Here is a 24,005-nt window from a genome sequence, read left to right as displayed (position 1 = left end):
TCTTTGAAAGTAGGAGCACCAACTGGCATAACCATATATTCTTGGAAGTCGATTGGAGCTGATGAGTGAGCACCGCCGTTTAAGATATTAGCCATAGGTACTGGTAAAGTTTTAGCATTAGCACCGCCTATATATCTATATAATGGCATACCTAATTCTTCAGCAGCTGCTTTAGCTACAGCAAGTGATACACCAAGTATAGCGTTAGCACCTAATTTTCCTTTATTTTCTGTTCCGTCAAGTTCAATCATAGTTCTGTCGATTTCAACTTGATCTAAAGCATCCATATCAATAAGTTCATTACAAATAATTTCATTAACGTTTTCAACAGCTTTTTGAACGCCTTTTCCTAAATATCTTGATTTGTCTCCGTCTCTTAATTCTACTGCCTCATGTTCTCCTGTAGAAGCTCCAGATGGTACAGCTGCTCTTCCCATAACTCCGCTATCAAGCCATACATCAACTTCTACTGTAGGGTTTCCTCTTGAATCTAATATTTCTCTAGCTACTATATTATCTATTAAAGACATATTAAAACTCCTTATAAATTATAATTCTTATATATAATATAACATAAAATATAAATTTCAAGTGAAAAAATTGAACATATAAAAAATATACATATTGAAACTATTATTAAATTATTTTATATTATTTTTTATCATTTGATTTGTTTTATATTTTGAGAGGGCTTTATTATGAAAAAAATTGGATTAATACTTTTATTTACATTACTATTTTTAGCAGGCTGCAATATGTATGTCAGCGATAAAGTGAGTATTTTAATGTTTGATGAAGATACTAAAGGCAATAGACTCACAAATGAAACTTTAAATTTTATTTTGGTTAAAAGAGAAGATACTAACAGCTTTAACAAATTAACATATATTGCAGGAACTATTAACAATAAAAGCGGAAATCAGATTATAAAAAGTATAGAAGAAGCTAAATATATAGAAGATATTAAAAACACTAATAATGTTAAAGATTTGAAATTTGATAATACTAAAATGACTATTAATTATGGTAAAGATAAAATACTATTTACAGATATTGATGGTAAGAAATACACACTTCCGCTGAATAATTCTGAAAATACTTGGTTTTATAAACTACTAAATAATAGTACAAATTTATAATAATTTTATATTAAATTATAAGTTGACATATTATAAAAAAAATGTAATATTGTAACAAGGATTTATGTTATGCCAAAATATCTTTTACCCCAAGATGAACTTTCAAGGGCTTCCGATTGGATAAGTAATTTTCTTATGCGTGAAGGCTATCATGCCGATTACACTATAGAAAGTCTATTTGAAATAGATAAATTTTTTAAAGAAAAAATGAATTTAGTCTTGGAAAGAGATGATAATAGAAATTTTATATTTTCTATAAGTGCGTATATAGGTGAAGTTATAAGGAAAAAATTTAATGGTCATTGGGAATTGTCCAGAGATATAGATTTAGATGATGAAACTATAGGAATTGGTTTCAAAAATCATAAAACTATATATCCCCTTAATATCACATTAGAGTTAATACAAAAAAAATATACTATAAAAGAATATTTAAAAGATAATTTTGGAATTTAATATAAATTTTTTATATTAAATTATTATATTATATATAATGAAGGTTAAATTGTATGATTTCATTAAATGATGTTGAAAAATACATAAATAATTCTTATGTTATTTTAGATTTAAAAGCTGACAATAAAGAAGAAGCTATAAGTGAAATGTTAATATATTCAGAGGCTAATGGACTTAGAATAAATATAGCTCAAATAATAGAATCTATGTATAAAAAAGAGGATATTATAAGCAGCGGTTTAGGATATGGTGTAGCCTTTCCGCATGTAAGAACTAATCAAGTTGAAGACAATGATTTAATATTTGCTGTATCAAAAAAAGGATTAAACTATTCTGCACTTGATAAAAAACCGGTTCATTTACTTACTATGTTTTTAACCAATAAAAATAGTAATGAAAAATATTTAGGACTTCTCTCTTTATTTACAAAGATTTCAAGAATGAGTATGTACCCTGTTGTATTATTAGAATCAAAAACTATAGAAGAATTTAAAGAAAAATTAATAGATATATCCAAAGAAATGCTTAATGCTAAATAAAGAAATAATAAAAAAATAAATATTATTGGAGTAATAATATGGCTAAAATCACAGCAATAATACCTGCCAGATATGAATCAACTAGATTTCCAAAAAAATTAACTTATGAATTATTAGGAAAGCCTATAATAATAGCAGTTTATGATAATGTTAAGGCTGCTAAAAAAATAGATGACTGTATTATTGCAACAGACTCTAAAGAAATAATGGATATATGTGAAAAAAATAATGCTAAGGCGGTAATGACTTCATCAGAACATACTTCAGGAACTTCAAGGATAATAGAAGTTGCTAAAAAGATAGAAAGCGATATTATTATAAATGTACAAGGTGATGAACCTTTAATAAATGAATCAGTGCTTAATCCTTTAATAGATGCTTTTGATGATGAAAATGTTGATATTGCCACCTTAAAAACAAGAATAGAAGATGACAGCCCATTAATAAAAGATGAAAATGCTGTTAAAGTTGTTACTGATATAAATAATTATGCTATGTATTTTTCTAGAGCCACAATACCTCATAAAAGATTCGATCAGAATATTAGTGCTGAATACTATAAACATATAGGAGTTTATGCTTTTAGAAGAGACATTCTATTAAAGATAGAAGGCTTACAAGAATGTAAATATGAGATGATAGAAAAGCTAGAACAATTAAGATGGCTTTATAATGGCATGAAAATAAAAGTTTTAGAAACTAAAAAATTCCTTCATGGTATAGATACAAGAGAAGATTTAGAGTTCGTTCAGAATTATTTAAGAAATTTTGCCCAAAGTGAATTAAATAATGAAAATTTATATAAGTAATTATTAATCACGACAAAAAATGTCATCATTAAAATGTATTATTCCTAAATACCAATTTTTATTTTAAGGATTTAATATGCTTGAAATTATTTTTATAGTATCAGCTGTAAGTTTATTTTTATTTACAGACTTTGAAAAGATTTTCATTGATATATTGGATACATCATTTGGACTTATTAAGGGTGTATTCATTATTATATTTTTAGTGAAAAGATTTCTAGTAAAAAATATAAGTCAATTCTTATATGATATTTTTATTGAGCCTATAATTTATATCTTTGGTTTTCTAAATAAAAAGAACAATTAAAACTAAATATACAATTTAATAAAAAAGGAAGTCTTTTAATGATTAAAGACTTCCTTTTATTTTTATAAAATAAAAAACTATATATTTTTATATTCTTATTTTTTCTTACCTTGATTTGCTACTGCTTCCATAGCTTTTTTAACAGCTTCAGGATCTCCTAAATACTGTTTATTAACTGCTTTGAAATTATCATCAAGTTCATAAACTAAAGGCATTCCTGTTGGTATATTAAGCTCAGTGATATCAGCATCAGAAATATTATCCAAATATTTTACTAAAGCTCTTAAGCTGTTACCATGTGCAGCAATGATGATTTTTTTACCTGCTTTAATATCTGGAAGTATAACATTTTCCCAGAAAGGCACTACTCTTGCAACTGTATCTTTCAAACATTCAGTAAGAGGAAGTTCTTTTTCTGATAAGTTTTTATAACGAGGATCATGTCCAGGATATCTTTCATCAGATTTTTCTAATGCTGGAGGCGGAGTATCATAACTTCTTCTCCAAATTTTTACTTGATCTTCTCCGTATTTTTCAGCTGTTTGTGATTTGTTTAATCCCTGTAAAGCTCCGTAATGTCTTTCATTTAACTGCCAGCATTTGTCTACAGGTATCCATAAAAGTCCCATTTCTTCTAATACTAAATTTAAAGTTTTGATAGCACGAGTTAGTGTAGAAGTGTATGCTTTATCGAAAGTAAATCCTGCTTTTTTTAACTCAGCTCCGCCTGCTTTAGCTTCTTCTATTCCTTTTTCTGATAATGTAACATCTGCCCAGCCTGTAAACAGATTTTCTTTGTTCCAAACACTCTCACCATGACGAATTAAAACAACTTTTGTCATCTTTATAACTCCTTATAATGATATTAAGTTTTATTATATACTAAAATCATAAAAAAGTTAAACAAAAATATATTGTTTTATTATCATAAATATATTATATTTTACCAATAACAAATAAGGATATTATGTATGAATAATGAAGAATTAGATTTACAATTTCACAAATTATATGAAGAAGGAAATCATAGAGGAATTATTGAATTAATACTCTCCTTACCTGAAGAACAATTAAATGATGATATTAAAGGGCAGCTTGCTGTAGCATATAATAATACTGGAGAATTTGACCTAGCAATAGAAATATTAAATTCTTTATCCGAAGAAACCAAAAGCCATCATACTTGGTTTTATAAAATTGCCTATGCATATTCAGGAAAATCTGATATGAGCAATGCCAATTTAAATATAGACAGAGCATTGTATACATTAGAAATGAACAAATCTTTAATAAGCAATGAAGAATATGATTATTACAACAATTTATATAATAATTTAAAAGAATATATACAAGGCGGAAGTATGCATTATGAAGCTAATGCAGTTAATATTGATGATCCTGATTCTATCATAAAAGATATATCATCTATTTTATCAAATGATATAGATAATGAAATAATAGAGGGAAGTATTGTTATAAAAAAATGGAATATATTTATAAATGCTTATCCTGATACTATAACAGATAAAAGTGCAGTTATAAACTATTATATATCAAGTCCTGATTGGGACAGAGATATATTTGAATGCTGTGCCAGTGCTGGAAAAGATGCCAATACTTCTGTAGGGCTTTCAAATGGAAGTTTCATATTCGGTATAATGACAGGCATAAAAGCGATGAATGAAAACAGAATACTTGATGAAGTAGAAACTGAATTTGCCGGTAAAAAACATAAATGGAAAGTTTATACAAGTAATTTAGTTAATATGGGCGGCGATAATGGAAAGCCTAAAAATGTAAATATTTATTGGGACATGTTCAAAGATGATATTTTAAAAAGAATAGGAAATCAAAAAATATGCTACATTAAAATATATGGAGCTAAGGCAGGTAATGATTATTCTATAGGAGAGCTTAGAATCAATGATGTTAATATACCAGTGCTTGCCGACAAAATGAATGAATATGTTAAAACTTGGAATGAAACAGATTTTTCATCAGACAAGCAGTTTTTCTTTTTAGTACAGGATAATGAAACTTACACTCCTTACCCATTCAGTAATGATGAGATTTTAAAATTTATTCGAGAATATTCAAATATAGTTTTAAATTTAAAAGAATCTGAAGAGTCATATGATAAATTAGGAAATTTGGCAGAAGAGCTTACAAAGGATTATAGTCTTGCAAGTGATTTATTTTTATTCTTACCTGAAATATGTGCTGACAATGAATTTTATAATGAGCTTCATTCCGGAGAGATTGTTAATTTCAATTTTCAGTCATCTCAAAAAAATTGTTCTGTATACAAAACCCAGCTTTATACATATCATTTAATCAATAATTATCTATTTGAACTTTTTAGAGAAGGAGCATTTAACGGCAAGGAAAATGATATATATTTAAGATTTATAAATATGAGTGCAGGATACAATATATATTCTCAGATTAAAGCTGACTATGAAAAGAAAAATCAAAAGTTAGAAAATCTTGAAGTAAATTTAGGTTTTAATGTAGATGATGATTATGAAATTATATAACGCACGATAAGTAAATCAATAAATATAATAAAAATTATATTTAAGTGAAAATAATATTTTTTAATTTTGTTTATCGTGCGGTGAATGCATTATAAATTTAAATAAAACTCGGGCGGGCATTAACATTTATTTTAAAACAATAAAGAAATAAAAAACAAAAATAACAGAATAAAGAAAAAAAATATAAAGGGCGGGGAATTAGAAAAGATTCATTCCCAAACCCAGACATTTAAATTTTTTCCCTTTATTAAAATTCTAATTTTAGAATAAAATATAAAAGTTTAGATGAAAGTATATATAAATAAAAAATTTTTAACTTATTTTTTATCAACTTTTTCATGGCATACGCTCTGCGGACTTCGTCAAAGTTGCAAAAGCACATAAAATTATTTAAGAATAGTTACAAATATAATCAATCTTTGCCGCTATTTAATATCCCAGACTTTATCTTCACAGAATTTTTTTGCTATATCATTTCCTTCTTTAGCCATACCAATAATTGAATTTTTTATCATTTCTTTAGACCGTTCATTACCTGAATTGTAGTATTTATCCAAATCATTATATGCTTCTTCAACATATTTTTTAAATTCTTTTGAATCTTTGCTAAATATTTTGGGTAATATAAAATATCTAGTAAAAATGAATATAACTAATAAAAATGCAAACCAAAATGTTAATCCTGACATATACAATTCCTATATAAATATTATAAACAATATTTTAATTTTTGTCTATTAATTTATATAAAAGTATACAAATTTTAAAATTAATATGTATTTTGTTTTGTATATTATAATTCATAAATAAATCATCATTGTTATTAATATTTTCAAAAAATATAAAATAAAAGTAACAGAATAAAGCAATAAAATATAAAGGGCTGGAAATTAGAAAAGATTAAAAAAACAAATTTTATTCTAACTCCCCACCCTCTAAATTTAGAATCTTAACTGTTATTTTTGTTATATTTTATTTTGTTATTTTACTCTGTTATTCTAATACCCACCCAAGCGGTTATTATATTGAAAATTTTTATTAACGCACGGTAAGTAAAATTTTATATATAATGATAATTGTAATTAATAAATATACTTAATAATATAATAATATTCTGCGTGCGGTGAATGCATTATAAATTTAAACAAAACTTGGGGCATTAAAATTTATTTTTAACAACCAAAAAACAAAAATAACAGAATAAAATAAATCAAAAAATTTATTTTGACATTTACAAATTATTTCATTATAATAATATTATGAGTGGAAAGTATTTTAATGTTTTGAATGATTATTTTATGCGTTATATGTTTGCTAAAGAAGGACATGAGCATATACTTAAAAATCTTATTAATTCTGTTAGGATAGATTCTAATCAAGAGCCTTTTGAATATATAGAAGTTTTAAATACTTTTAATCTAAAAGAAAATGTATTTGATAAAGAATCAATAGCAGATGTTAAAGCAAAAACGAAATCAGGCGAAACTATAATTATAGAAATACAAAGAATAGGTAATCAGTCATTTATATATAGAAGTTTATACTATTGGGCTAAAAATTATTTTACAAATTTAAAATCTAAGGATATATATTCAGATTTAACACCTGTAATAAGTATTAATATTCTTGATTTTAATTTGATAAAAGGTATAGATAAGCCTCATAGCTGTTATTTTATTAAAGAGTTAGAAACTAATCATATATTAACTAATCATTTAGAGCTTCATTTTCTAGAGCTTAGGAAATTTAGTAATTCTTATAATTTATATGAAGGTTTATCAGATTGGTTTGAGTTTTTAAATTCGAAAGATAAATTGGAGGATACTATGGAAATATTAGTAAAGAAAAATCCTATAATGAAAGAAGTATATGAAGAATATAACAAATTTGTAAAAAGTAATGATTTATATAATGGCTATAGTAATTATGAAAGAGATTATTTTAATGTTTTAATGCTTAATGAGGAGCGTATAAAGGGAATAGAAGAAGGAATGCAAAAAGGTATAAAAGAAGGACAAACTTCTATAGCAAAACAAATGAAAGATGATAAAGTTGATATTAATATTATTTCTAAATATACAGGTTTGACTATAGAAGAAATAAAAAAATTATGAGCTAAACATTTATAGTATGCTTAAAAATGCATACAAATAAAGAAAAAATATGGGAAATTAGAAAAGATTTAAAAACAAAATTTTATTCTAACTCCCACCCTCTAAATTTAAAATCTTAACTGCTATTTTTATATATTTTATTTTGTTATTTTACACTGTTATTTTAATACCCACCCAAGCTGTTATTATATTGAAAATTTTTATTAACGCACGGTAAATGTATTTTTTTATATAGTTTAAATTATAATTTGAAATAAGCTTATATTTTAAATTTCACACACCGTGCGTGATAGTTTAAATTATAATCAATCTAAGTCCTCACCATTAGAAGCTATAACTTTCTTATTTTATTTATATATAAAAAATCTCGCTTTTATACCTCTATCAGCTAAAGCTGATAGAGGCTCGATTTTTTTATTTAAGAATTAACTCACAACTTCCTTCATCAGTTATCAGCTGCTCGTTTATCGCTGAATTTTAAACCGCATAAATAATAATCAGTCTAAGTCCTCGCCATTAGAAGCTATAACTTTCTTGTACCATGCAAAAGATTTTTTCTTTGTTCGCTTTAAAGTTCCTTTGCCTTCATTGTCTAAGTCTACATAAATAAAACCGTATCTCTTTTTCATCTCTCCGGAACTTGCAGAAACCAAATCAATACAGCCCCAAGTAGTATAGCCCATCAAATCAACACCGTCTATTTCAACAGCATCTTTCATAACTTTTATATGTTCTCTGTGAAAATTAATTCTGTAATCGTCTATGATCTCACCATTTTCATTTATAGTGTCTATTGCTCCTATTCCATTTTCTACTATAAATAAAGGCTTTCTGTATCTGTCATAAACTTGATTCAAAGTTACACGTAAACCCAAAGGATCAACAGGCCAGCCCCAATCAGTATATTTAAGATATGGATTTTTAGCAGAAGCAAATACATTTCCTTCAGAAGATTGAGTATTAGCAGAAACATCAACACATCTTGAATGATAATATGAGAAAGAAACAAAATCCACAGTATTTTCTTCTAAGAGTTTTAAATCTCCTTCCCATATTTCCGGCATGCAATTATTTTTCTCAAGCATTTTCAAAGCATAATTAGGATATTTTCCCTGTGCCTGAACATCTACAAAGAAATACTCTTTTCTGTCTCGGCATAATGCTTCCCATACATTTTTAGGATTGCAGTCAAAAGGATATGTACTTCCTGCCGCAAACATACAGCCTACTTTATTATTAGGATCAACTTCATGTGCTATTTTTGTAGCTAATGCACTGGCAACTAATTCATGATGAGCTGCCTGATATTTTATTTTGTTTTCATCTTCTCCCTCTTCAAAATAAAGTCCTGCTCCCATAAAAGGAAGATGAAGTATCATGTTTATTTCATTGAAAGTTATCCAATATTTTACAAGTCCTTTATATCTATTAAATAAAGTTATGCAAAGATTTTCATAAAAGTCAATTAATTTTCTATTTCTCCATCCGCCGTATTCTTTTATCAAATGCATAGGACAATCAAAATGCGTAATAGTAACTAAAGGCTCTATTCCATATTTATGACATTCTTTAAAAATATTTTCATAGAATAATAAACCTTTTTCATTAGGTGTTTTCTCATCGCCATTTGGAAATATTCTGCTCCAAGCAATGGATAAACGATAAACTTTAAAACACATCTCACCAAAAAGTTTAATATCTTCTTTATAATGATTATACATATCAATACCAAGTTTAGCAGGATAATAATGCTTATCATCAAAGTCAAACATCTTCATTTTACCTGATATCACTTTTAATCTATCTTCACCGATAGGACAAACATCAACATTAGCAAGTCCTCTGCCATCTTTATCAAAACCGCCTTCGCATTGATTGGCAGCAGTAGCACCGCCCCATAAAAAGTTTTTATCAAAAGCCATATTTTATATCTCCTATATTATTTAAACTTTTATTTAAATAATTATTTTATTACTGTTAATATTGAATCTTTATAATTTATATCAATATTGCTTTCTGTTTCTAACACATCTAAATACTCATCTGTATTTACTATTATAATAGGACTTTCTATAGAATAACCTTCTTTTACAATAGAATCAATATCAAATTCTAGTAAAGTATCTCCAATAGAAACTTTATCTCCCTCTTTTAAATTGCTTTTAAAATATTTTCCATTTAATTCTACAGTATTAATTCCTATATGTATTAAAATCTCTATACCGCTGTCAGATGTTAAGCCTATAGCATGAAGTGTAGGAGTAACTGTACTCACTGTACCATTTATAGGTGATACTGCCTTGCCTTCTTGAGGTATTATCAAAGCACCTTTACCTAAACTTTCAGAGCCGAAAGCCTCATCTTTTGAATCTTTTAATTTTAGTAATTTTCCTTTTAATGGACTGAATATTATTTCTTTATTAAGCAAAGCTGTTTTATTTTTATCATTTACATTTTCTTTATTTTCTGTAACTTCTGTATTTTCTATATTTTTCTCTTTATCTTTATAGGTAAAGAAAGTTATTACAAATCCTAATAATATAGCTAAAACTGCACCTGATACTGCAACTATTATATTTCCGCTTGTACCATCTGGATTAATCATAGCAGGAAATTCAAATATACCCATTCCGCCGGCAAAGAATTTTCTAAAATTAAAATGTCCGTAAAAACCTCCTACTAAAGCTCCAACAATACAGCTTATTATAAAAGGCTTTTTCATAGGAAGCGTAATACCATAAATTGCAGGTTCAGTAACTCCGAATACACTTGATATAAAGTTTGGCAATGCCATTTCTTTCAACTTCTTATCTTTAGTTTTTACAAATATAGCAAGTAAAACTCCGGCAGTTGCAAAAGTACAGCCGAAGAAAGGCATCATTATATTATCATAGCCTAATGTTACCATGTTATTAATATACACTGGTATGAATCCCCAATGCATACCGAATATTACAAGTATCTGCCAAGTGCCTCCTACTATAGTTCCTGCAATTAAAGGGCTTACATTTCTAATGGCAAATACAACTTGTGATATAATCATAGAGCCAAACATTGTTATAGGTCCTATGATTAAAAATCCTATAGGCAATGAAACTAATAACACAAGCATAGGAACTATAAAGAATTTTACTAAATCTGGTATTATCTTATTAAAAAATTTCTCGCATTTAGAAGCAAAATAAACTATAAATATAACAGGTATTACTGTTGAAGTATAATCCATTGATATTATAGGTATTCCTAAAATATTTATATAAACATCGGATGCGAATATTGTATTAGCAAATAATGTATATAAAGGCTCTGCATTTTTTGATAATGTGCTTAATTGCAAAGCAGGATAGCACATAGCAGCACCTATTGCCAAACCTAACATAGGCTTTAAATTGAATTTCTTAGCTGAAGTAAAACCCAAAAATAAAGGAAGAAACATAAATAATGCATCGCCTATTCCATTTAATAGTATTGAAACTCCTGAACTGTCCTTATATAATCCCAAAGCAAGAAATAAAGCATTGAATCCTTTAAGCATTCCGCATGCAGACATAACTCCCAATATAGGCTGAAATATTCCAGACACTATATCTATAGCTCTATTAAATAAATTTCCTTTATTATTTTCTTCTTCCTCATTATTAGAACTTTTACTTTCTAATCCGGCAATAGTACATACATCACCATAAACTTCAGCTACATGATTACCTATAACTACCTGATACTGTCCGCCGCTTTTCATCACTGTAACAACACCGTCCATATTTTTTAAAACTTCATCATTTGCTTTAGATTCATCTTTTAATTTGAATCTTAATCTTGTGATACAGTGAGTAAGAGAATTAATATTTTCTTTTCCTCCTACATTTTTAATGATTTCTTTTGCCAATGATTCATATTTTCCCATCAGCGTATCCTCCAATTATAATAATTTTTTATAATAATGAAGGTTTGGCCAACTTAATGTCACCATCCAAATATATTAAATCCTATAAATATTTTATTCTCTCCTTTTTGCTTTCTCTATATGTATAGTTAAATATAATTTCTCCTCATCGCTTATATCATAAGAATAAGAAAGCAAAATATATTCTGCTATTTTTAAAGTGCATTCATAAGCTTCTTTATATTTCATCTTTACCACAGATAACAAATCTTCATCTTCTTTATCATTATAAATATTTTTTTGGAACAATCTCAAAGCAAAAAATTTTAAATGAGTTATAAATCTGTTATAATACAAAGATTCTTCATTGAACTTTATATTAAAATGCCTCTCTACTATCATAACTATTTTTTGTATAAGTTTTGTAATCTCGCCCATTTCTTTTATGCATCCGTAATCATCATTAGTTTGAGCATTAACTATATGAAAACCTGCCTCATCATCTGAAAGTCTTATATTAAAATCTTCTTCTATAATATCCAAAGCCTTTAAACCTATATTATATTCATCTTTATAGAATTTTTTTATATCCCAAAGCATCATATTTTTTATATTGACACCGTCTTTAGTTCTAACTATTGCCATATATATATGATCCATTAAAGTGATTTACAAAAAATCATTTAAACTTCTTTCAGATTTAGTTTTGGCATACGCAATAATTTTTTCTGTAGTATTTAAATATTCTGCAGGTATATCTTTTAATAATTGCTGAAGTTTGCTGTTATTGTCTGAATTTTCTAATAAGAACGTTTTATCAATTTTTTCTTCATCTATAGTATCGCCAACTTTTTTACCAAAGGCTATACCTCTGCCCATAACGATTTTCTCTGTTTTACCGCTTTCAAAAACAACAACGACATTATTATTAAGTATCTTTCCTACTTTCATAATAAATTCTCCTAAAATAAAAAAACCTATTTATATAAAAACAAAATATACAATACTTCCGAATTTCGTCTTTATATAAATAGGTTTAGCTTGTCTTAAAAGATTTAAATAAAACAATCACTATCCAATATGATGTTATTATCATAAACTATATAACATTAATTGTCAAGGACTTTTTTATATTAACTTGTTAAAGCTATATAAAACTTTTATTTATTTTAAATTTTAAACTGCAATTTTTCCAACACAGTTTATCTAAATTTGTTATGCTTATATACCGCACGTTGAATAAAATTAATAATATAATACAATTTTTCATTATAATTTAATCATATAATTAAATTTCATTAATCGTGCGTTAAATAGATTTTAAATTTAAAAATCGCTTGGGCGGGCAGATGTAATTAATTTTTCAAGCTTTATTATAAAATCATTAAAATATTTTAATACTATTCATATAATCTAAAATTATTATTAATTTCTTTTGCTATATTTTCTTTTATAATAAAATTTTTTGTTTCATGTTCTCTTGCCTGCTTTTCAAATGGATTATTATAATAACCATACTTTATACTGTAAACAAAATAAAGAAATAAAAATTTTATTTTTCCTAATATTTCGCCTTGATAAATATGCACCAATTCATGCTTATATAAAAAATATTCTTCAGTAATATTGTCATAATAATTTTTATTTATTAAATGTATTCTATTTGTAAGCGGATTAGTAATAGCAATAAAATCAGATTTACTAATTTTATTTACCATTATTAGTATAAAAGAAAGTAAGGAGTTATAGCAATACTTTATCTTTCCAACGTTTTTTACTTTTTTGATTTTAGCATAATATAAAATGATAAATAATACAAACAATATAAAAACTATTAATAAAGCAATGAACATATAAACCTCTTTGGAATTTTATATATTAGAAGTATCTATTATAAATTAAGTTTCTCCATTTTTTGACTATTTTTTTAAACAAAATATTTTCTTAAAAAGTTTTATTTTTATTTTAAACTGTGATTTTACTGACACAAATTTTATTTAAATTTTCTACTTTTATACCGCACGCTAAATAAAATTAACAATATAAAATAATCCTTAATTATAATTTACACATACAATTAAAATTCATTAATCGTGCGTTAAATAGATTTTAAATTTAAAAATCGCTTGGGTGGGCGTTAACATTTCTTTTTAAACAATAAAGGAACAAAAAATAGAAATAACAGAATAAGGCAATAAAACATAAAGGGCGGGAATTAGAAAAGATTTAAAAACAAAATTTTATTCTAACTCCCCACCCTCTAAATTTAAAATATTAACTGTTATTTTTAATATATTTTATTTTGTTATTTCGCTCTGTTATTTTAATACCAACCCAAGCTGTTATTAGACTATTAATTTTTATTAACGCACGGTAAATAAATTTTTTAATATAGTTTAAATTATGATTTTAAATAAGTTTATTTTTATTATTGCTAACGATAAACTTATTATTTATATATAAAAAAATCTCGTTTTAATATCCCTACCAGCTAAAGCTGATAGGCTCTCGATTTTTTTATTTCTAAATAGCTGACAACCTACTTCAAAGTTGCCAGCTACTCGTTTATCGCTTTAAAAATTAATAATTCATTAACTCTACACAATAATATAAATTAATCTAAATCTTCGCCATTAGATTCTATAACTTTCTTATACCAAACAAAAGATTTCTTTTTGTATCTGTTTCCAGTTCCTGAACCATCATCATTTTTATCTACATATATAAAGCCGTAACGTTTTCTAAGTTCGCCTGTAGTAAATGAAACTAAGTCTATACATCCCCAAGGTGTATATCCCATAAGATCAACTCCATCAATTTCAACAGCTTTCTTTAACTCTTTTATATGTGCTTTAAGATAATCAATACGATAATCATCATCGCAAGTGCAATCCGGTTTAAGTTCATCAATAGCACCAAAACCATTTTCAACTATAAATAGAGGAATTTCATAACGCTCATAAAGTGTAACAAGAGAATATCTAAGCCCAACAGGATCAATCTGCCAACCCCAATCAGAAGCCTTTACATAAGGATTTGCTATTGAATTCAATGTACTTCCATCCATAGTTGCCTTTATATCTTTCTGTATATCAGCTTTTACTGCATTTGACATATAATAACTAAATCCTAAATAATCAACTTTTCCTTCAGATAGTATCTTTTCATCTTCTGCTTCCATAACAGGGGCATTATTTTCTCTTTCCCATTGTTTTTTGGCAAAAGCAGGATAATGTCCGCGGCAATGAACATCAGCAAAGTAAAAACGCTCATGCATACTTTCAGCAGCAATCATTATATCATCAGGATTACAAGAGTATGGATAAAAAGGAACAAAAGAACACATACAGCCTATTTTAAAATCAGGATTAATTTCATGACCTTTCTTTACAACAAGTGCAGAAGCCACAAGTTCATGGTGTACAGCCTGATACATAGCTTTTTTAGGATCATCAAACTCACTATATTTTACACCAGAGCAAGTCCATCCAAAAATATCTGCTGATGTATTACTCTGATTGTTTATTTCATTAAATGTCATCCAATACTTAACTTTATTTTTATAGCGGTTCATAACAGTAATAGCATATTTTACAAAGAAATCTATAACTTTTCTATTTAACCAACCGCCATACTCTTTAGCTAAATGATATGGCATTTCAAAATGACTAAGTGTTATAACAGGTTCAATCTTATGTTTAAGAAGTTCATCAAACATATCATCATAAAATTTTAAACCTTCTTCATTAGGCTCAGCTTCATCACCTTTAGGGAAAATTCTTGTCCAAGCTATTGATGTACGGAAACATTTAAATCCCATTTCAGCGAATAATACAATATCCTCTTTATATTTATGATAGAAATCAATCGCATCATGATTAGGGTATCTTTCTCCGTCTATAACACCGTCAGTTATACGGCGCATAACACCATGGGCACCAGCTGTAAGAACATCGCTTACGCTTGCACCTTTTCCGCCTTCATTCCAGCCTCCTTCAAGCTGATGGGCAGCTACTGCTCCGCCCCATAAAAAATTATTTGGTAAACTCATAATGACACTCCTTTCTAAGTTTATTAATTATTTTCTTATGCTGATGATAGAATCTCCAGCACTTATATTTCCTGATACTTTTTCTAAAGTAATATCTGAACACTCTTCTGTATTTGTAATTATAATAGGTGTTATTATATCAAAATCCTTTTTAATATTCTCTAAATCAAATTCAGCTATTAACTGACATTTTTTAACTTTATTTTGAACATTAACTTTTGTTTCAAAATATTTTCCGCCAAGTAATACAGTTTCAAGTCCTATATGCACTAAAATCTCAACTCCATTTTTATCCTCAAAACCTATTGCATGCTTTGTATCAAAAATAGATACTACTGTACAATCAAAAGGAGCATATAGTTTTCCCTCGGATGGAATTATTGCCACACCTTTTCCCATCATTCCGCTAGAAAAAGTTTCATCGTTCACATCTTTAAGTTCTTTTATCTCACCATTTAAAGGTGAATAAACAACAGTACTTTCATTTCCTGAAACAGATTTTTCTTCTGCAGAATCTGATTTATCATTATTATCAGCTGTATTTAAAATTGAAGGCTCATCAAAACCTATAATCTGAACAAGCAGAATAGAACCTATAATTGCAATACCACATCCTACTACTTCACCAATAAATGAACTTGGATTTTTCGGACTTATAGCATTAACAATAGTTAAAAGACCTGGAAGACCTGAATATATATATAGTACATTGAACCAAAGAAACTTGATACAGCAGCACCTATTGCACCAGCTATACAGCCGCATATAAAAGGTTTTTTAAATCTTAATGTAACACCATAAATTGCTGGTTCTGTAATTCCAAAAACACCTGTTAAACCTGCAGAAAAAGCAACACGTTTAAGCTCCTTGTTTCTTGTTTTTAAGAATACACCAAAAGCAGCTGCCGCCTGTGCCACAACAGTACATGTTTGGAAAGCCTGAAATGAGTTGCTGCCGTTATTGGCAAAATCAGCAAGTACAACCGGAGTAATTCCCCAGTGAACACCGAATATAACAACAACTTGCCAAAAACCTCCTATTACTAAAGCAGCAAGAGCAGGAACCGAATAATAAATGAAATTGTATCCTGCCGCAATAGCTCTAGCAAGATTGTCTGAGATAGGTCCGATTACAACTATTGTTGCAGGAACCATGATTAAAAGACATATAAAAGGTGTTCCTAAAGCTTTAATAACATCCGGAAGTATCTTTTGACATAAACGTTCCAAATAAGATAAAATCAACACCAGAAATAAAGGCGGTAATACAGTTGAAGTATATGTTGTTTCTGACAAATTGAATATCAAAAATTTTATTGTTTCGCCATTTGCAATACGTGATGCCATATCATTCCAAGTTGGGTTTACAAGAGCACAGCAGCAAGCAATAGCAATATATGTATTACATTTAAAATGTTTTGATGCTGTAATACCTATAAATATAGGGAGAAATGTAAATGGAGTCCAAGAAATAAAACTTATAACTTCATAAGTTCCTGTCTTTACAAAATCTGGTGCAAACTGTGTTATTATAATAAGACATCCTTGAATAAGCCCCGCACTTGCTAGTATATATACAAAAGGTGCAAAAACCGCTGACATTGTAGCAATAATTCTATTTAATAAACTTTCTTTTACTTTGGTAACACCATTTTGTTTTGCATCCAAATTAAGCTCTTTTGCTACTACATCAAATACTTCTCCTACATGAGTTCTGATTACAATCTGAAACTGTCCGCCCTTTTCAACAACAGTAATTACAGCAGGCATTGATGAAATTTTTTCTTTAGCATCATTTGGAGTTTCTTTAAGCACCAAACGAAGTCTGGTAGTACAGCGGGAAACATTTGTGATGTTCTCCTCACCTCCCACAGCAACAATTATGTCGCGTGCTAATTTTGAATAATTTCTGATAGGTTCTGGCATAGTTATTCTCCCTTAAAATTATAAATTCTATTATTTTTTAGTCTTGTACAAAAGTTTTTAAACAAAAAATCCAGACAAAAAACAGATTGATTTTCTGCTTTTTAATCTGGATATTGCCGAATTTAATCGTTACAAGTCCTAAATATTATTTACTTTTTATGATATCTTCCTTATGACATCACTCTTATAATATGTACAGCCAAAAAAGTTGTTTCTTCATCTCCTATTTCTATATCATATTCTCTGCTGACAAAATCAGCTATTTTTCTAGCACATTTATACTCTTGCGGATACTCTTTTTTTATTGTATCAACTAAACAGTCTGATTTAACCTCTAAAAATTTTTGCTCAATGACTCTTTGTGCAAAAAATAATAAATGAGTTACAAATCTTTGATAATCCAAAGAATCCTCATCTAATTGCTTACCAACAAAAAGACTTACCACATTTATTGCTTTTTTAACAATACGTATCATTGATTCTGTATGAGACATATTGCCGTCAAATTCAGCATTTATAATATAAGTTGCTATAAGCAGCTACCTCTTCTTCCGGTAATCTTACACCAAAATGCTTCTCTATTATATTCAAAGCATATTGACCAATTTCAAACTCTTTTTTATATATCTTACGTATTTCCCAATAAAGTACATTTTTAAACTCAATTCCTCTCTCAAAACGCTCTATTGCAAAATCAATATGGTCCGTCAATGTAATATATATATTTTTATTTAAATCTTTATTTAGATTTTTTTGGCATATTCTATAATTTCGGTACTAGCATTTATTGATTCTATTTTTACTTCTATAAAAAGCTGTTTTAGTTTAGCTGTTGAAGATGCAGTTCCATACGAAAAATTTTTTCTATTTTACTATCTTCAATTTCTTGTCCTACTTTTTGTTTCCATCCTATTCCGTTTCCAACAACAATTATTTCCTGCCCATTTTCGCTAGTTGAAGTAACTACATTATTATTTAAAATTTTTTTAATAATCATTATTTGCCACCAAAATATAAAAATTGCAAAAAAAACCAAACAAAATAGTATAGCTATAATATATAGCTTATAACAATTGTTTGGTATTGCCTGATTTAACAGTAGCAAGCCTTATTAATTTTGAAAGAAATATAACATATATATGTATTTTTTTCAAAATTATTTTTATTTTTTCAATTTTTAATTTCGTCAATTTTTATTGCTATTTTTCCCGCTACAGAGTCAAGAACAATACGAAAGTACAAGTATAAAAGTACTACAAATTTTGTTTAAATTTATTATATCTATACCGCACGCTAAATAAAATTAACAATATAAAATAATCCTTAATTATAATTTACACATACAATTAAAATTCATTAATCGTGCGTTAAATAGATTTTAAATTTAAAAATCGCTTGGGTGGGCGTTAACATTTCTTTTTAAACAATAAAGGAACAAAAAATAGAAATAACAGAATAAGGCAATAAAACATAAAGGGCGGGAATTAGAAAAGATTTAAAAACAAAATTTTATTCTAACTCCCCACCCTCTACATTTAAAATCTTAACTGTTATTTTTATGATATTTTATTTTATTATTTTACACTGCTATTTTAATACCCACCCTAGATGTTATTAGACTATTAATTTTTATTAACGCAGGGTAAGTAAAATTCTATATATAATGATAATTGTAATTGATAAATATACTTAATAATATAATAATATTCTACGTGCGGTGAATGCATTATAAATTTAAATAAAACTCGGGCGGGCATTAACATTTATTTTAAAACAATAAAGAAATAAAAAACAAAAATAACAGAATAAAGAAAAAAAATATAAATGGCGGGGAATTAGAAAAGATTCATTCCCAAACCCAGACATTTAAATTTTTTATCTTTATTAAAATTCTAATTTTAGAATAAAATATAAAAGTTTAGATGAAAGTATATATAAATAAAAAATTTTAAACTTATTTTTTATCAACTTTTTCATGGCATACGCTCTGCGGACTTCGTCAAAGTTGCAAAAGCACATAAAATTTATTTATTTAGGAATAGTTACAAATATAATCAATCTTTGCCGCTATTTAATATCCCAGACTTTATCTTCATTAATTTTTATTATAATGAAGTTCTTTTACTTTTGTCCATATAGTATTTAATTTCTTTTGCACAATAATATCAGGAATAAGCAGCATAGCAGTAATTACTAGAATAATAATAATGAGTGCCAATATAGTACCAGCAAATACTAATAATACTTCAGGATTCAAAGTAAAACTATTATAAGCTCCTCCGTAAAGTACTGACATACCGCTTAGCAATACTCCCATAACAAAAGCAAATATTAATCCCCCTATAATTGGCATACCTACAAATAATACAATAATAAATGAAACCATACTTATTTGAGTGACATCATTTTTATCGTTTTCATCAATTTTTAAAGCTATTTCTTTATGAATAATGTTTCCGTATTTATTATACCAAAATACGCTGTAAAGATTGCATGTAATAATACTAAGTAAAAGTTCTAATGAAGGAGATATATCTTTTCTTTTGGTAAAATTCTGCACTTCTAAAGTAATATAATAAATCCAATAGTAATGGTATATTCCTAAAGTAAAGAAGTTTAGAATAAACATTGTAGGAATTGATCTTACAGCACCTATATTCATATTGTTTCCTATTATTAGGTTCGCCTACACTAATATAAGCCAGCAACTAAAGTTACTGGCTGCTCCGGCTCACTTGGTTGTTGCTATGTCACCTGTAAAGGTACCTACTCGGTCGGCTCACTTTTTTATTAATATAATTTTCAAAAGCTCGTAATTTTTTATTCTGTTGCTATGCCGCCTTTAATGGTGTCTTGCCTACATCTGCCGACACCATAAGGTGGACTTCGTCGGCACGCTTCGCGAGGTGGACTTAGTCCTGCACACAGAGTGTCGGCCGGCTCACTTGGTTGTTATTATGCCCCCGTAATGGTGCCTTACCGACATCATAGAGGACTTCGTCGGCTAGCTTTTTTATTTTATATAAAAAACTTATTCGTTAATACACTCACAAGTTTTTGTTAGTTCTATATGGTTTTAATTTTTTATTATTGTTATGTTATTTTTTAATTTATTATATCCGCATACTTTTCATCAAATACTAACATTTATAAACTTACAATTTTTCTATTTCTTCTATACTCAATCCTGTATTTTCACTAATTATTTTTATATCGATGCCGGCTTTTTTTAAATTACTAGCTATAGATATTGCTTTGTTTTTTTCACCTTCTTCAATTCCTAGTCTTCGCTCTTCTTCAAGCATTATTTGATTTCCATATAAATATACTTGTCTTTTATCATATTCATTCATCATTAGTCTGTCTTTAATGAAGTTATTATATCTTCTTTGCACTTCTTCCATTATAGGTTTTTCTTTTACTATTTCTGACATAATAGCCTCCTTATTATCATTTTCTTTCATAGTAAAAAATTTAAGCCAGCAATCTAAATCTGGTTTTAATAAATTGCATTTAAATTTTTTCACTTCAATTATATGTATTTGTAAATGGTCTGTTAATAATCTTTGATTAACTGTATCATAAATCATATAACAGGAATGAATATTTGCTGAATCATCTAAATTAAAATTAAGAAGATTAATACTTATTACAGGAGTTAGAGCATCATACTTTTCACCCTGCTTTAAAAGTTTACTGTAATTATAAGACCAATAATAAAGTATGCGCTCTGGAAACCTTGAATTACCTTGAAGCTGAATCTCTATTATAACAACTGAACCATTTTGAGTTATACATTTTACATCTGTTATGATTTCTTTATCTTCATAATTTTCCTTATAATTAAAAGGAGTAAGTATTTCTACACTTCTAAAAGTCTTCATTCCAGAGTCAAGCATTATTGAATTAATAAAATCCAATAATATTGCCTCGCTTCCTTTATCAGAAAAAAGATATCTAACAAAATAATCATTTAATGTATTAAAATATTTTATACTTTTATAATCATTATCCATCATACAAACATTATAATAAAATTAATATAAATTGTCAAAATTATATTGTTTTAATTATATCTAGTTTTTATCTGCGAACCATGAACAAAACCATGAATCGTACCTTTGCTGTCATTATCATCAGGAGGTAAGTAATACACTTCAATCCAGTTTTTTTCCCAATCACTTAAATCGCCGTTAATATCAACTAATAATAAAAGTCCCCCATTATTAATCATATCTTTTTTCAAAATCTTTCCTATTATTTTTCCATTTGCTTTATCTCTTATATTCACATAATCATCTTTAGAATTATATTCAAGAATACTATAAATAGCTTCTCCTTTAAATTCATAATCATACTTATCAAAATACTCTGTTTTAATATCTCCTAATAGTTTGAAATTTACAAGCTCTCCATAAGCCTCTCTTCCTGCTTCACCTTCACAAAAAATAGAATAATTTCTTATTGTTACCTCCGCCCTTACAGCAGCAGCACCTAAAAATCTTTTATTCAAAGGTTCTGGTAATTTTACTTTAATATTTTCTAATAAAACACCGAAGTCTAATCTTTCAAATTCTTTATAATCATCTATATTATAGGAATCTGCACTAACTAGACTAAATAAAAAAGGCAAATCAATATTATTATCAGGATAAAATCTTAAAGCACTATAAATAGTATCAACATCAGAATTATCAGATCTTTCAAGAACTCCTGTTAATGTAATTTCACCATCAAAATAAGCAGAATAATTGCCGCCATCAATTTTTTTTAGTTTAAGTGTATTTTTTGTTACTTTACCATTATCGCTTAAAAGTTCAGAAAAATACGCTTCACTAGGCGGAAATGCCCATAAGAAATTAATGCTTAAAAGAAACAAAATAATTTTCTTCATTGAATAACTCCTATTGTTGCTATGCTCGCCTCGCCTTAAAGTAGTGAATAAGTAAACTTATTCACTGGCTTGGCTCGCTTGGTTGTTGCTATGTCACCCAAAGGGTGCCTACCCGGTCGCCCACCGAAGGTGCCTACTTGGTCGCTAATATAAGCCAGCAACTAAAGTTACTGGCTGCTTACCAAAGGTACCTTGCCTACGGCACACAGAGTGTCGGTCGGCTCACTTTTTTATTAATATAATTTTCAAAAGCTCGTAATTTTTTATTCTGTTGCTATGCTCTTTTAATAGCCTCCGTTTTCAAGTTTTATCTGTGAACCATGCACAAAGCCATGAATTGCATCTTTTCCGTCTTCAGCCTCTGGAGGAAGATAAAATACTTCAAGCCACTTTGTTTCGATATCTTGATAATTCTCATAATCAATACCTTCTCCATTGATAGATAATAAAATTCCCCCATTATAAATCATATCTCTTTTCAAAATCTTTCCTATTATTTTTCCATTTGCTTTATCTCTTATATTCACATAATCATCTTTAGAATTATATTGAAGTTCGTTGTAATGAACATCTCCTGAATTATAATTATTTTTACTAAAATACTCTGTTTCTACATCACCTAAAGCCTTAAAACCTACAATATCACCGTAAGCCTCTCTAGATGCTTCACCTTCTCCGTAAAAATGATAATTTTTTATTGTTATTTCTGCTCTTACAGCAGCAGCACCTAAAAATCTTTTATTCAAAGGTTCTGGTAATTTTACTTCAATATTTTTTAATAAAACACCGAATTCCAATCTGTCAAATTCAACACCGCTAAAATCCCAAGAATCACCATATTTAGAAGCACCTTGATTTTTCAAATCCATTTCAGATGAAACGTATAAAAAAGGAAGATCTACATTATTATCAGGATAAAATCTCAAAGCAGTATAATTATTTCCCATATCATAATTATCAGATCTTTCAAGAACTCCTGTTAATGTAATCTCTCCATCAAAATAAACAATACCATAACTTTCTACATTATAGGCTTTAAGTGTATTTTTTGTCACTTTACCATCATCGCTTAAAAGTTCAGAAAAATATGCTTCACTAGGTGGAAATGCCCATAAAAAATTAATGCTTAAAAGAAATAAAATAATTTTTTTCATTGTAATAACTCCTGTTGTTGCTATGCTCGCCTACGCCTTAAATAAGCTAGTGAGTAAACTCACTAGCTGGCTTCGGCTCGCTTGGTTGTTGTTATGTCACCCAAAGGGTGCCTACTTGGTCGCCCACTGAAAGTGCCTACCTGGTCGCCTTAAAGTAGTGAATAAGCACGTCTGTGCTCGGCTCACTTTTTTGTTAT

Annotated in this window: 24 protein-coding genes and 1 pseudogene; 7 read left to right on the top strand and 18 right to left on the bottom strand. The window is 27.8% G+C overall.

The features are described 5' to 3' along the window. Positions 1 to 530, bottom strand: a pseudogene (gene eno / locus Q0K19_RS08535) (phosphopyruvate hydratase); the annotation flags it as partial. A 168-nt stretch (positions 531 to 698) separates the two neighbouring features. Between eno and Q0K19_RS08530 the strand changes: the two are divergent. From Q0K19_RS08530 to Q0K19_RS08510, 5 genes are all read left to right on the top strand, one after another. Next, positions 699 to 1,139: a hypothetical protein gene (locus Q0K19_RS08530; RefSeq protein WP_297247212.1), complete on the top strand. Its 441-nt coding sequence runs from the start codon at positions 699 to 701 to the stop codon at positions 1,137 to 1,139. A gap of 69 nt (positions 1,140 to 1,208) precedes the next feature. Next, positions 1,209 to 1,595 carry a hypothetical protein gene (locus tag Q0K19_RS08525; protein ID WP_297247210.1) on the top strand — a complete coding sequence of 129 codons (387 nt, stop codon included), beginning with the start codon at positions 1,209 to 1,211 and terminating at the stop codon, positions 1,593 to 1,595. A 53-nt stretch (positions 1,596 to 1,648) separates the two neighbouring features. Further along, on the top strand, positions 1,649 to 2,134 hold the full coding sequence (locus tag Q0K19_RS08520; RefSeq protein WP_297247208.1) for a PTS sugar transporter subunit IIA: 486 nt from the start codon (positions 1,649 to 1,651) through the stop codon (positions 2,132 to 2,134). A 38-nt stretch (positions 2,135 to 2,172) separates the two neighbouring features. Next, positions 2,173 to 2,943 carry a 3-deoxy-manno-octulosonate cytidylyltransferase gene (gene kdsB, locus Q0K19_RS08515; protein WP_297247207.1) on the top strand — a complete coding sequence of 257 codons (771 nt, stop codon included), beginning with the start codon at positions 2,173 to 2,175 and terminating at the stop codon, positions 2,941 to 2,943. A 76-nt stretch (positions 2,944 to 3,019) separates the two neighbouring features. After that, a complete protein-coding gene (locus tag Q0K19_RS08510; RefSeq protein WP_297247205.1) occupies positions 3,020 to 3,250 on the top strand; it encodes a hypothetical protein in 231 nt (76 codons plus the stop codon). 95 nt (positions 3,251 to 3,345) lie between these two features. Here the strand turns inward: Q0K19_RS08510 and gpmA are convergent, their stop codons facing one another. Beyond that, the gene (gene gpmA, locus Q0K19_RS08505; RefSeq protein WP_012671388.1) at positions 3,346 to 4,092 is read right to left on the bottom strand and encodes a 2,3-diphosphoglycerate-dependent phosphoglycerate mutase; all 747 of its coding nucleotides are present in this window, start codon (positions 4,090 to 4,092) and stop codon (positions 3,346 to 3,348) included. Positions 4,093 to 4,221: 129 nt separating this feature from the next. On the opposite strand from gpmA, the gene Q0K19_RS08500 reads away from it, so the two are divergent. Further along, positions 4,222 to 5,787 carry a DUF6348 family protein gene (locus Q0K19_RS08500; protein ID WP_297247203.1) on the top strand — a complete coding sequence of 522 codons (1,566 nt, stop codon included), beginning with the start codon at positions 4,222 to 4,224 and terminating at the stop codon, positions 5,785 to 5,787. Positions 5,788 to 6,212: 425 nt separating this feature from the next. On the opposite strand, the gene Q0K19_RS08495 is transcribed toward Q0K19_RS08500, so the two are convergent. Then, on the bottom strand, positions 6,213 to 6,476 hold the full coding sequence (locus Q0K19_RS08495) for a hypothetical protein (RefSeq protein ID WP_297247201.1): 264 nt from the start codon (positions 6,474 to 6,476) through the stop codon (positions 6,213 to 6,215). A 570-nt stretch (positions 6,477 to 7,046) separates the two neighbouring features. On the opposite strand from Q0K19_RS08495, the gene Q0K19_RS08490 reads away from it, so the two are divergent. Beyond that, positions 7,047 to 7,901 carry an Rpn family recombination-promoting nuclease/putative transposase gene (locus Q0K19_RS08490; protein WP_297247199.1) on the top strand — a complete coding sequence of 285 codons (855 nt, stop codon included), beginning with the start codon at positions 7,047 to 7,049 and terminating at the stop codon, positions 7,899 to 7,901. A 497-nt stretch (positions 7,902 to 8,398) separates the two neighbouring features. On the opposite strand, the gene Q0K19_RS08485 is transcribed toward Q0K19_RS08490, so the two are convergent. The 15 genes from Q0K19_RS08485 to Q0K19_RS08415 all read right to left on the bottom strand — a co-directional run bounded on the left by Q0K19_RS08485 (position 8,399) and on the right by Q0K19_RS08415 (position 23,808). Then, complete coding sequence (locus Q0K19_RS08485; RefSeq protein ID WP_297247197.1) at positions 8,399 to 9,823, bottom strand: 6-phospho-beta-glucosidase; 1,425 nt, start codon at positions 9,821 to 9,823, stop codon at positions 8,399 to 8,401. Positions 9,824 to 9,864: 41 nt separating this feature from the next. Continuing rightward, positions 9,865 to 11,805 (bottom strand): beta-glucoside-specific PTS transporter subunit IIABC, encoded by a 1,941-nt coding sequence (locus tag Q0K19_RS08480; protein ID WP_297247195.1) that lies wholly within the window; start codon positions 11,803 to 11,805, stop codon positions 9,865 to 9,867. A gap of 93 nt (positions 11,806 to 11,898) precedes the next feature. Continuing rightward, positions 11,899 to 12,444: a PRD domain-containing protein gene (locus tag Q0K19_RS08475; RefSeq protein WP_297247193.1), complete on the bottom strand. Its 546-nt coding sequence runs from the start codon at positions 12,442 to 12,444 to the stop codon at positions 11,899 to 11,901. A gap of 9 nt (positions 12,445 to 12,453) precedes the next feature. Then, positions 12,454 to 12,735, bottom strand: a complete 282-nt coding sequence (locus Q0K19_RS08470) for a CAT RNA binding domain-containing protein (protein ID WP_297247191.1) — start codon at positions 12,733 to 12,735, stop codon at positions 12,454 to 12,456. A gap of 449 nt (positions 12,736 to 13,184) precedes the next feature. Further along, positions 13,185 to 13,637 carry a hypothetical protein gene (locus Q0K19_RS08465; RefSeq protein ID WP_297247189.1) on the bottom strand — a complete coding sequence of 151 codons (453 nt, stop codon included), beginning with the start codon at positions 13,635 to 13,637 and terminating at the stop codon, positions 13,185 to 13,187. A gap of 761 nt (positions 13,638 to 14,398) precedes the next feature. Next, positions 14,399 to 15,835 carry a 6-phospho-beta-glucosidase gene (locus tag Q0K19_RS08460; RefSeq protein WP_297247187.1) on the bottom strand — a complete coding sequence of 479 codons (1,437 nt, stop codon included), beginning with the start codon at positions 15,833 to 15,835 and terminating at the stop codon, positions 14,399 to 14,401. A 27-nt stretch (positions 15,836 to 15,862) separates the two neighbouring features. Then, positions 15,863 to 16,600: a PTS glucose transporter subunit IIA gene (locus Q0K19_RS08455; RefSeq protein ID WP_297247185.1), complete on the bottom strand. Its 738-nt coding sequence runs from the start codon at positions 16,598 to 16,600 to the stop codon at positions 15,863 to 15,865. Beyond that, positions 16,507 to 17,760, bottom strand: coding sequence for a PTS transporter subunit EIIC (locus Q0K19_RS08450; protein WP_297247183.1), 1,254 nt, complete (start codon positions 17,758 to 17,760; stop codon positions 16,507 to 16,509). The genes Q0K19_RS08455 and Q0K19_RS08450 overlap by 94 nt, the downstream gene beginning before the upstream one ends. A 170-nt stretch (positions 17,761 to 17,930) precedes the next feature. Further along, a complete protein-coding gene (locus Q0K19_RS08445) occupies positions 17,931 to 18,254 on the bottom strand; it encodes a PRD domain-containing protein (protein WP_297247181.1) in 324 nt (107 codons plus the stop codon). A 13-nt stretch (positions 18,255 to 18,267) separates the two neighbouring features. Then, positions 18,268 to 18,522: a PRD domain-containing protein gene (locus Q0K19_RS08440; protein WP_297247216.1), complete on the bottom strand. Its 255-nt coding sequence runs from the start codon at positions 18,520 to 18,522 to the stop codon at positions 18,268 to 18,270. Positions 18,523 to 18,580: 58 nt separating this feature from the next. After that, positions 18,581 to 18,757, bottom strand: a complete 177-nt coding sequence (locus tag Q0K19_RS08435) for a CAT RNA binding domain-containing protein (RefSeq protein WP_297247179.1) — start codon at positions 18,755 to 18,757, stop codon at positions 18,581 to 18,583. A gap of 1,098 nt (positions 18,758 to 19,855) precedes the next feature. Further along, positions 19,856 to 20,422 (bottom strand): DUF4234 domain-containing protein, encoded by a 567-nt coding sequence (locus tag Q0K19_RS08430; protein WP_297247177.1) that lies wholly within the window; start codon positions 20,420 to 20,422, stop codon positions 19,856 to 19,858. Positions 20,423 to 20,915: 493 nt separating this feature from the next. Further along, on the bottom strand, positions 20,916 to 21,776 hold the full coding sequence (locus tag Q0K19_RS08425; RefSeq protein WP_297247214.1) for an Rpn family recombination-promoting nuclease/putative transposase: 861 nt from the start codon (positions 21,774 to 21,776) through the stop codon (positions 20,916 to 20,918). A 50-nt stretch (positions 21,777 to 21,826) separates the two neighbouring features. Continuing rightward, positions 21,827 to 22,654 carry a hypothetical protein gene (locus Q0K19_RS08420; RefSeq protein WP_297247175.1) on the bottom strand — a complete coding sequence of 276 codons (828 nt, stop codon included), beginning with the start codon at positions 22,652 to 22,654 and terminating at the stop codon, positions 21,827 to 21,829. Positions 22,655 to 22,938: 284 nt separating this feature from the next. Next, the gene (locus Q0K19_RS08415; protein WP_297247173.1) at positions 22,939 to 23,808 is read right to left on the bottom strand and encodes a hypothetical protein; all 870 of its coding nucleotides are present in this window, start codon (positions 23,806 to 23,808) and stop codon (positions 22,939 to 22,941) included. Positions 23,809 to 24,005: the final 197 nt, after the last annotated feature.

Source organism: uncultured Brachyspira sp., from assembly GCF_944393015.1.
In the GTDB taxonomy this organism is placed as follows: Bacteria; Spirochaetota; Brachyspiria; order Brachyspirales; family Brachyspiraceae; genus Brachyspira.
This window is presented reverse-complemented; position numbering and strand designations above follow the sequence as displayed.

Bases quoted from the DNA above. Each gene is read 5' to 3' on its own strand.
- Q0K19_RS08480 (WP_297247195.1), bottom strand. From the start codon at position 11,805: ATGGGAAAATATGAATCATTGGCAAAAGAAATCATTAAAAATGTAGGA.
- Q0K19_RS08470 (WP_297247191.1), bottom strand. From the start codon at position 12,735: ATGAAAGTAGGAAAGATACTTAATAATAATGTCGTTGTTGTTTTTGAA.
- Q0K19_RS08415 (WP_297247173.1), bottom strand. From the start codon at position 23,808: ATGAAAAAAATTATTTTATTTCTTTTAAGCATTAATTTTTTATGGGCA.
- gpmA (WP_012671388.1), bottom strand. From the start codon at position 4,092: ATGACAAAAGTTGTTTTAATTCGTCATGGTGAGAGTGTTTGGAACAAA.
- Q0K19_RS08520 (WP_297247208.1), top strand. From the start codon at position 1,649: ATGATTTCATTAAATGATGTTGAAAAATACATAAATAATTCTTATGTT.
- Q0K19_RS08435 (WP_297247179.1), bottom strand. From the start codon at position 18,757: ATGATTATTAAAAAAATTTTAAATAATAATGTAGTTACTTCAACTAGC.
- Q0K19_RS08475 (WP_297247193.1), bottom strand. From the start codon at position 12,444: ATGGATCATATATATATGGCAATAGTTAGAACTAAAGACGGTGTCAAT.
- Q0K19_RS08490 (WP_297247199.1), top strand. From the start codon at position 7,047: ATGAGTGGAAAGTATTTTAATGTTTTGAATGATTATTTTATGCGTTAT.
- Q0K19_RS08445 (WP_297247181.1), bottom strand. From the start codon at position 18,254: ATGTCTCATACAGAATCAATGATACGTATTGTTAAAAAAGCAATAAAT.
- Q0K19_RS08485 (WP_297247197.1), bottom strand. From the start codon at position 9,823: ATGGCTTTTGATAAAAACTTTTTATGGGGCGGTGCTACTGCTGCCAAT.
- Q0K19_RS08495 (WP_297247201.1), bottom strand. From the start codon at position 6,476: ATGTCAGGATTAACATTTTGGTTTGCATTTTTATTAGTTATATTCATT.
- Q0K19_RS08420 (WP_297247175.1), bottom strand. From the start codon at position 22,654: ATGAAGAAAATTATTTTGTTTCTTTTAAGCATTAATTTCTTATGGGCA.
- Q0K19_RS08525 (WP_297247210.1), top strand. From the start codon at position 1,209: ATGCCAAAATATCTTTTACCCCAAGATGAACTTTCAAGGGCTTCCGAT.
- Q0K19_RS08465 (WP_297247189.1), bottom strand. From the start codon at position 13,637: ATGTTCATTGCTTTATTAATAGTTTTTATATTGTTTGTATTATTTATC.
- Q0K19_RS08460 (WP_297247187.1), bottom strand. From the start codon at position 15,835: ATGAGTTTACCAAATAATTTTTTATGGGGCGGAGCAGTAGCTGCCCAT.
- Q0K19_RS08500 (WP_297247203.1), top strand. From the start codon at position 4,222: ATGAATAATGAAGAATTAGATTTACAATTTCACAAATTATATGAAGAA.
- Q0K19_RS08455 (WP_297247185.1), bottom strand. From the start codon at position 16,600: ATGCGGCTGTATAGCTGGTGCAATAGGTGCTGCTGTATCAAGTTTCTT.
- Q0K19_RS08450 (WP_297247183.1), bottom strand. From the start codon at position 17,760: ATGCCAGAACCTATCAGAAATTATTCAAAATTAGCACGCGACATAATT.
- Q0K19_RS08510 (WP_297247205.1), top strand. From the start codon at position 3,020: ATGCTTGAAATTATTTTTATAGTATCAGCTGTAAGTTTATTTTTATTT.
- Q0K19_RS08430 (WP_297247177.1), bottom strand. From the start codon at position 20,422: ATGAATATAGGTGCTGTAAGATCAATTCCTACAATGTTTATTCTAAAC.
- kdsB (WP_297247207.1), top strand. From the start codon at position 2,173: ATGGCTAAAATCACAGCAATAATACCTGCCAGATATGAATCAACTAGA.
- Q0K19_RS08530 (WP_297247212.1), top strand. From the start codon at position 699: ATGAAAAAAATTGGATTAATACTTTTATTTACATTACTATTTTTAGCA.
- Q0K19_RS08425 (WP_297247214.1), bottom strand. From the start codon at position 21,776: ATGGATAATGATTATAAAAGTATAAAATATTTTAATACATTAAATGAT.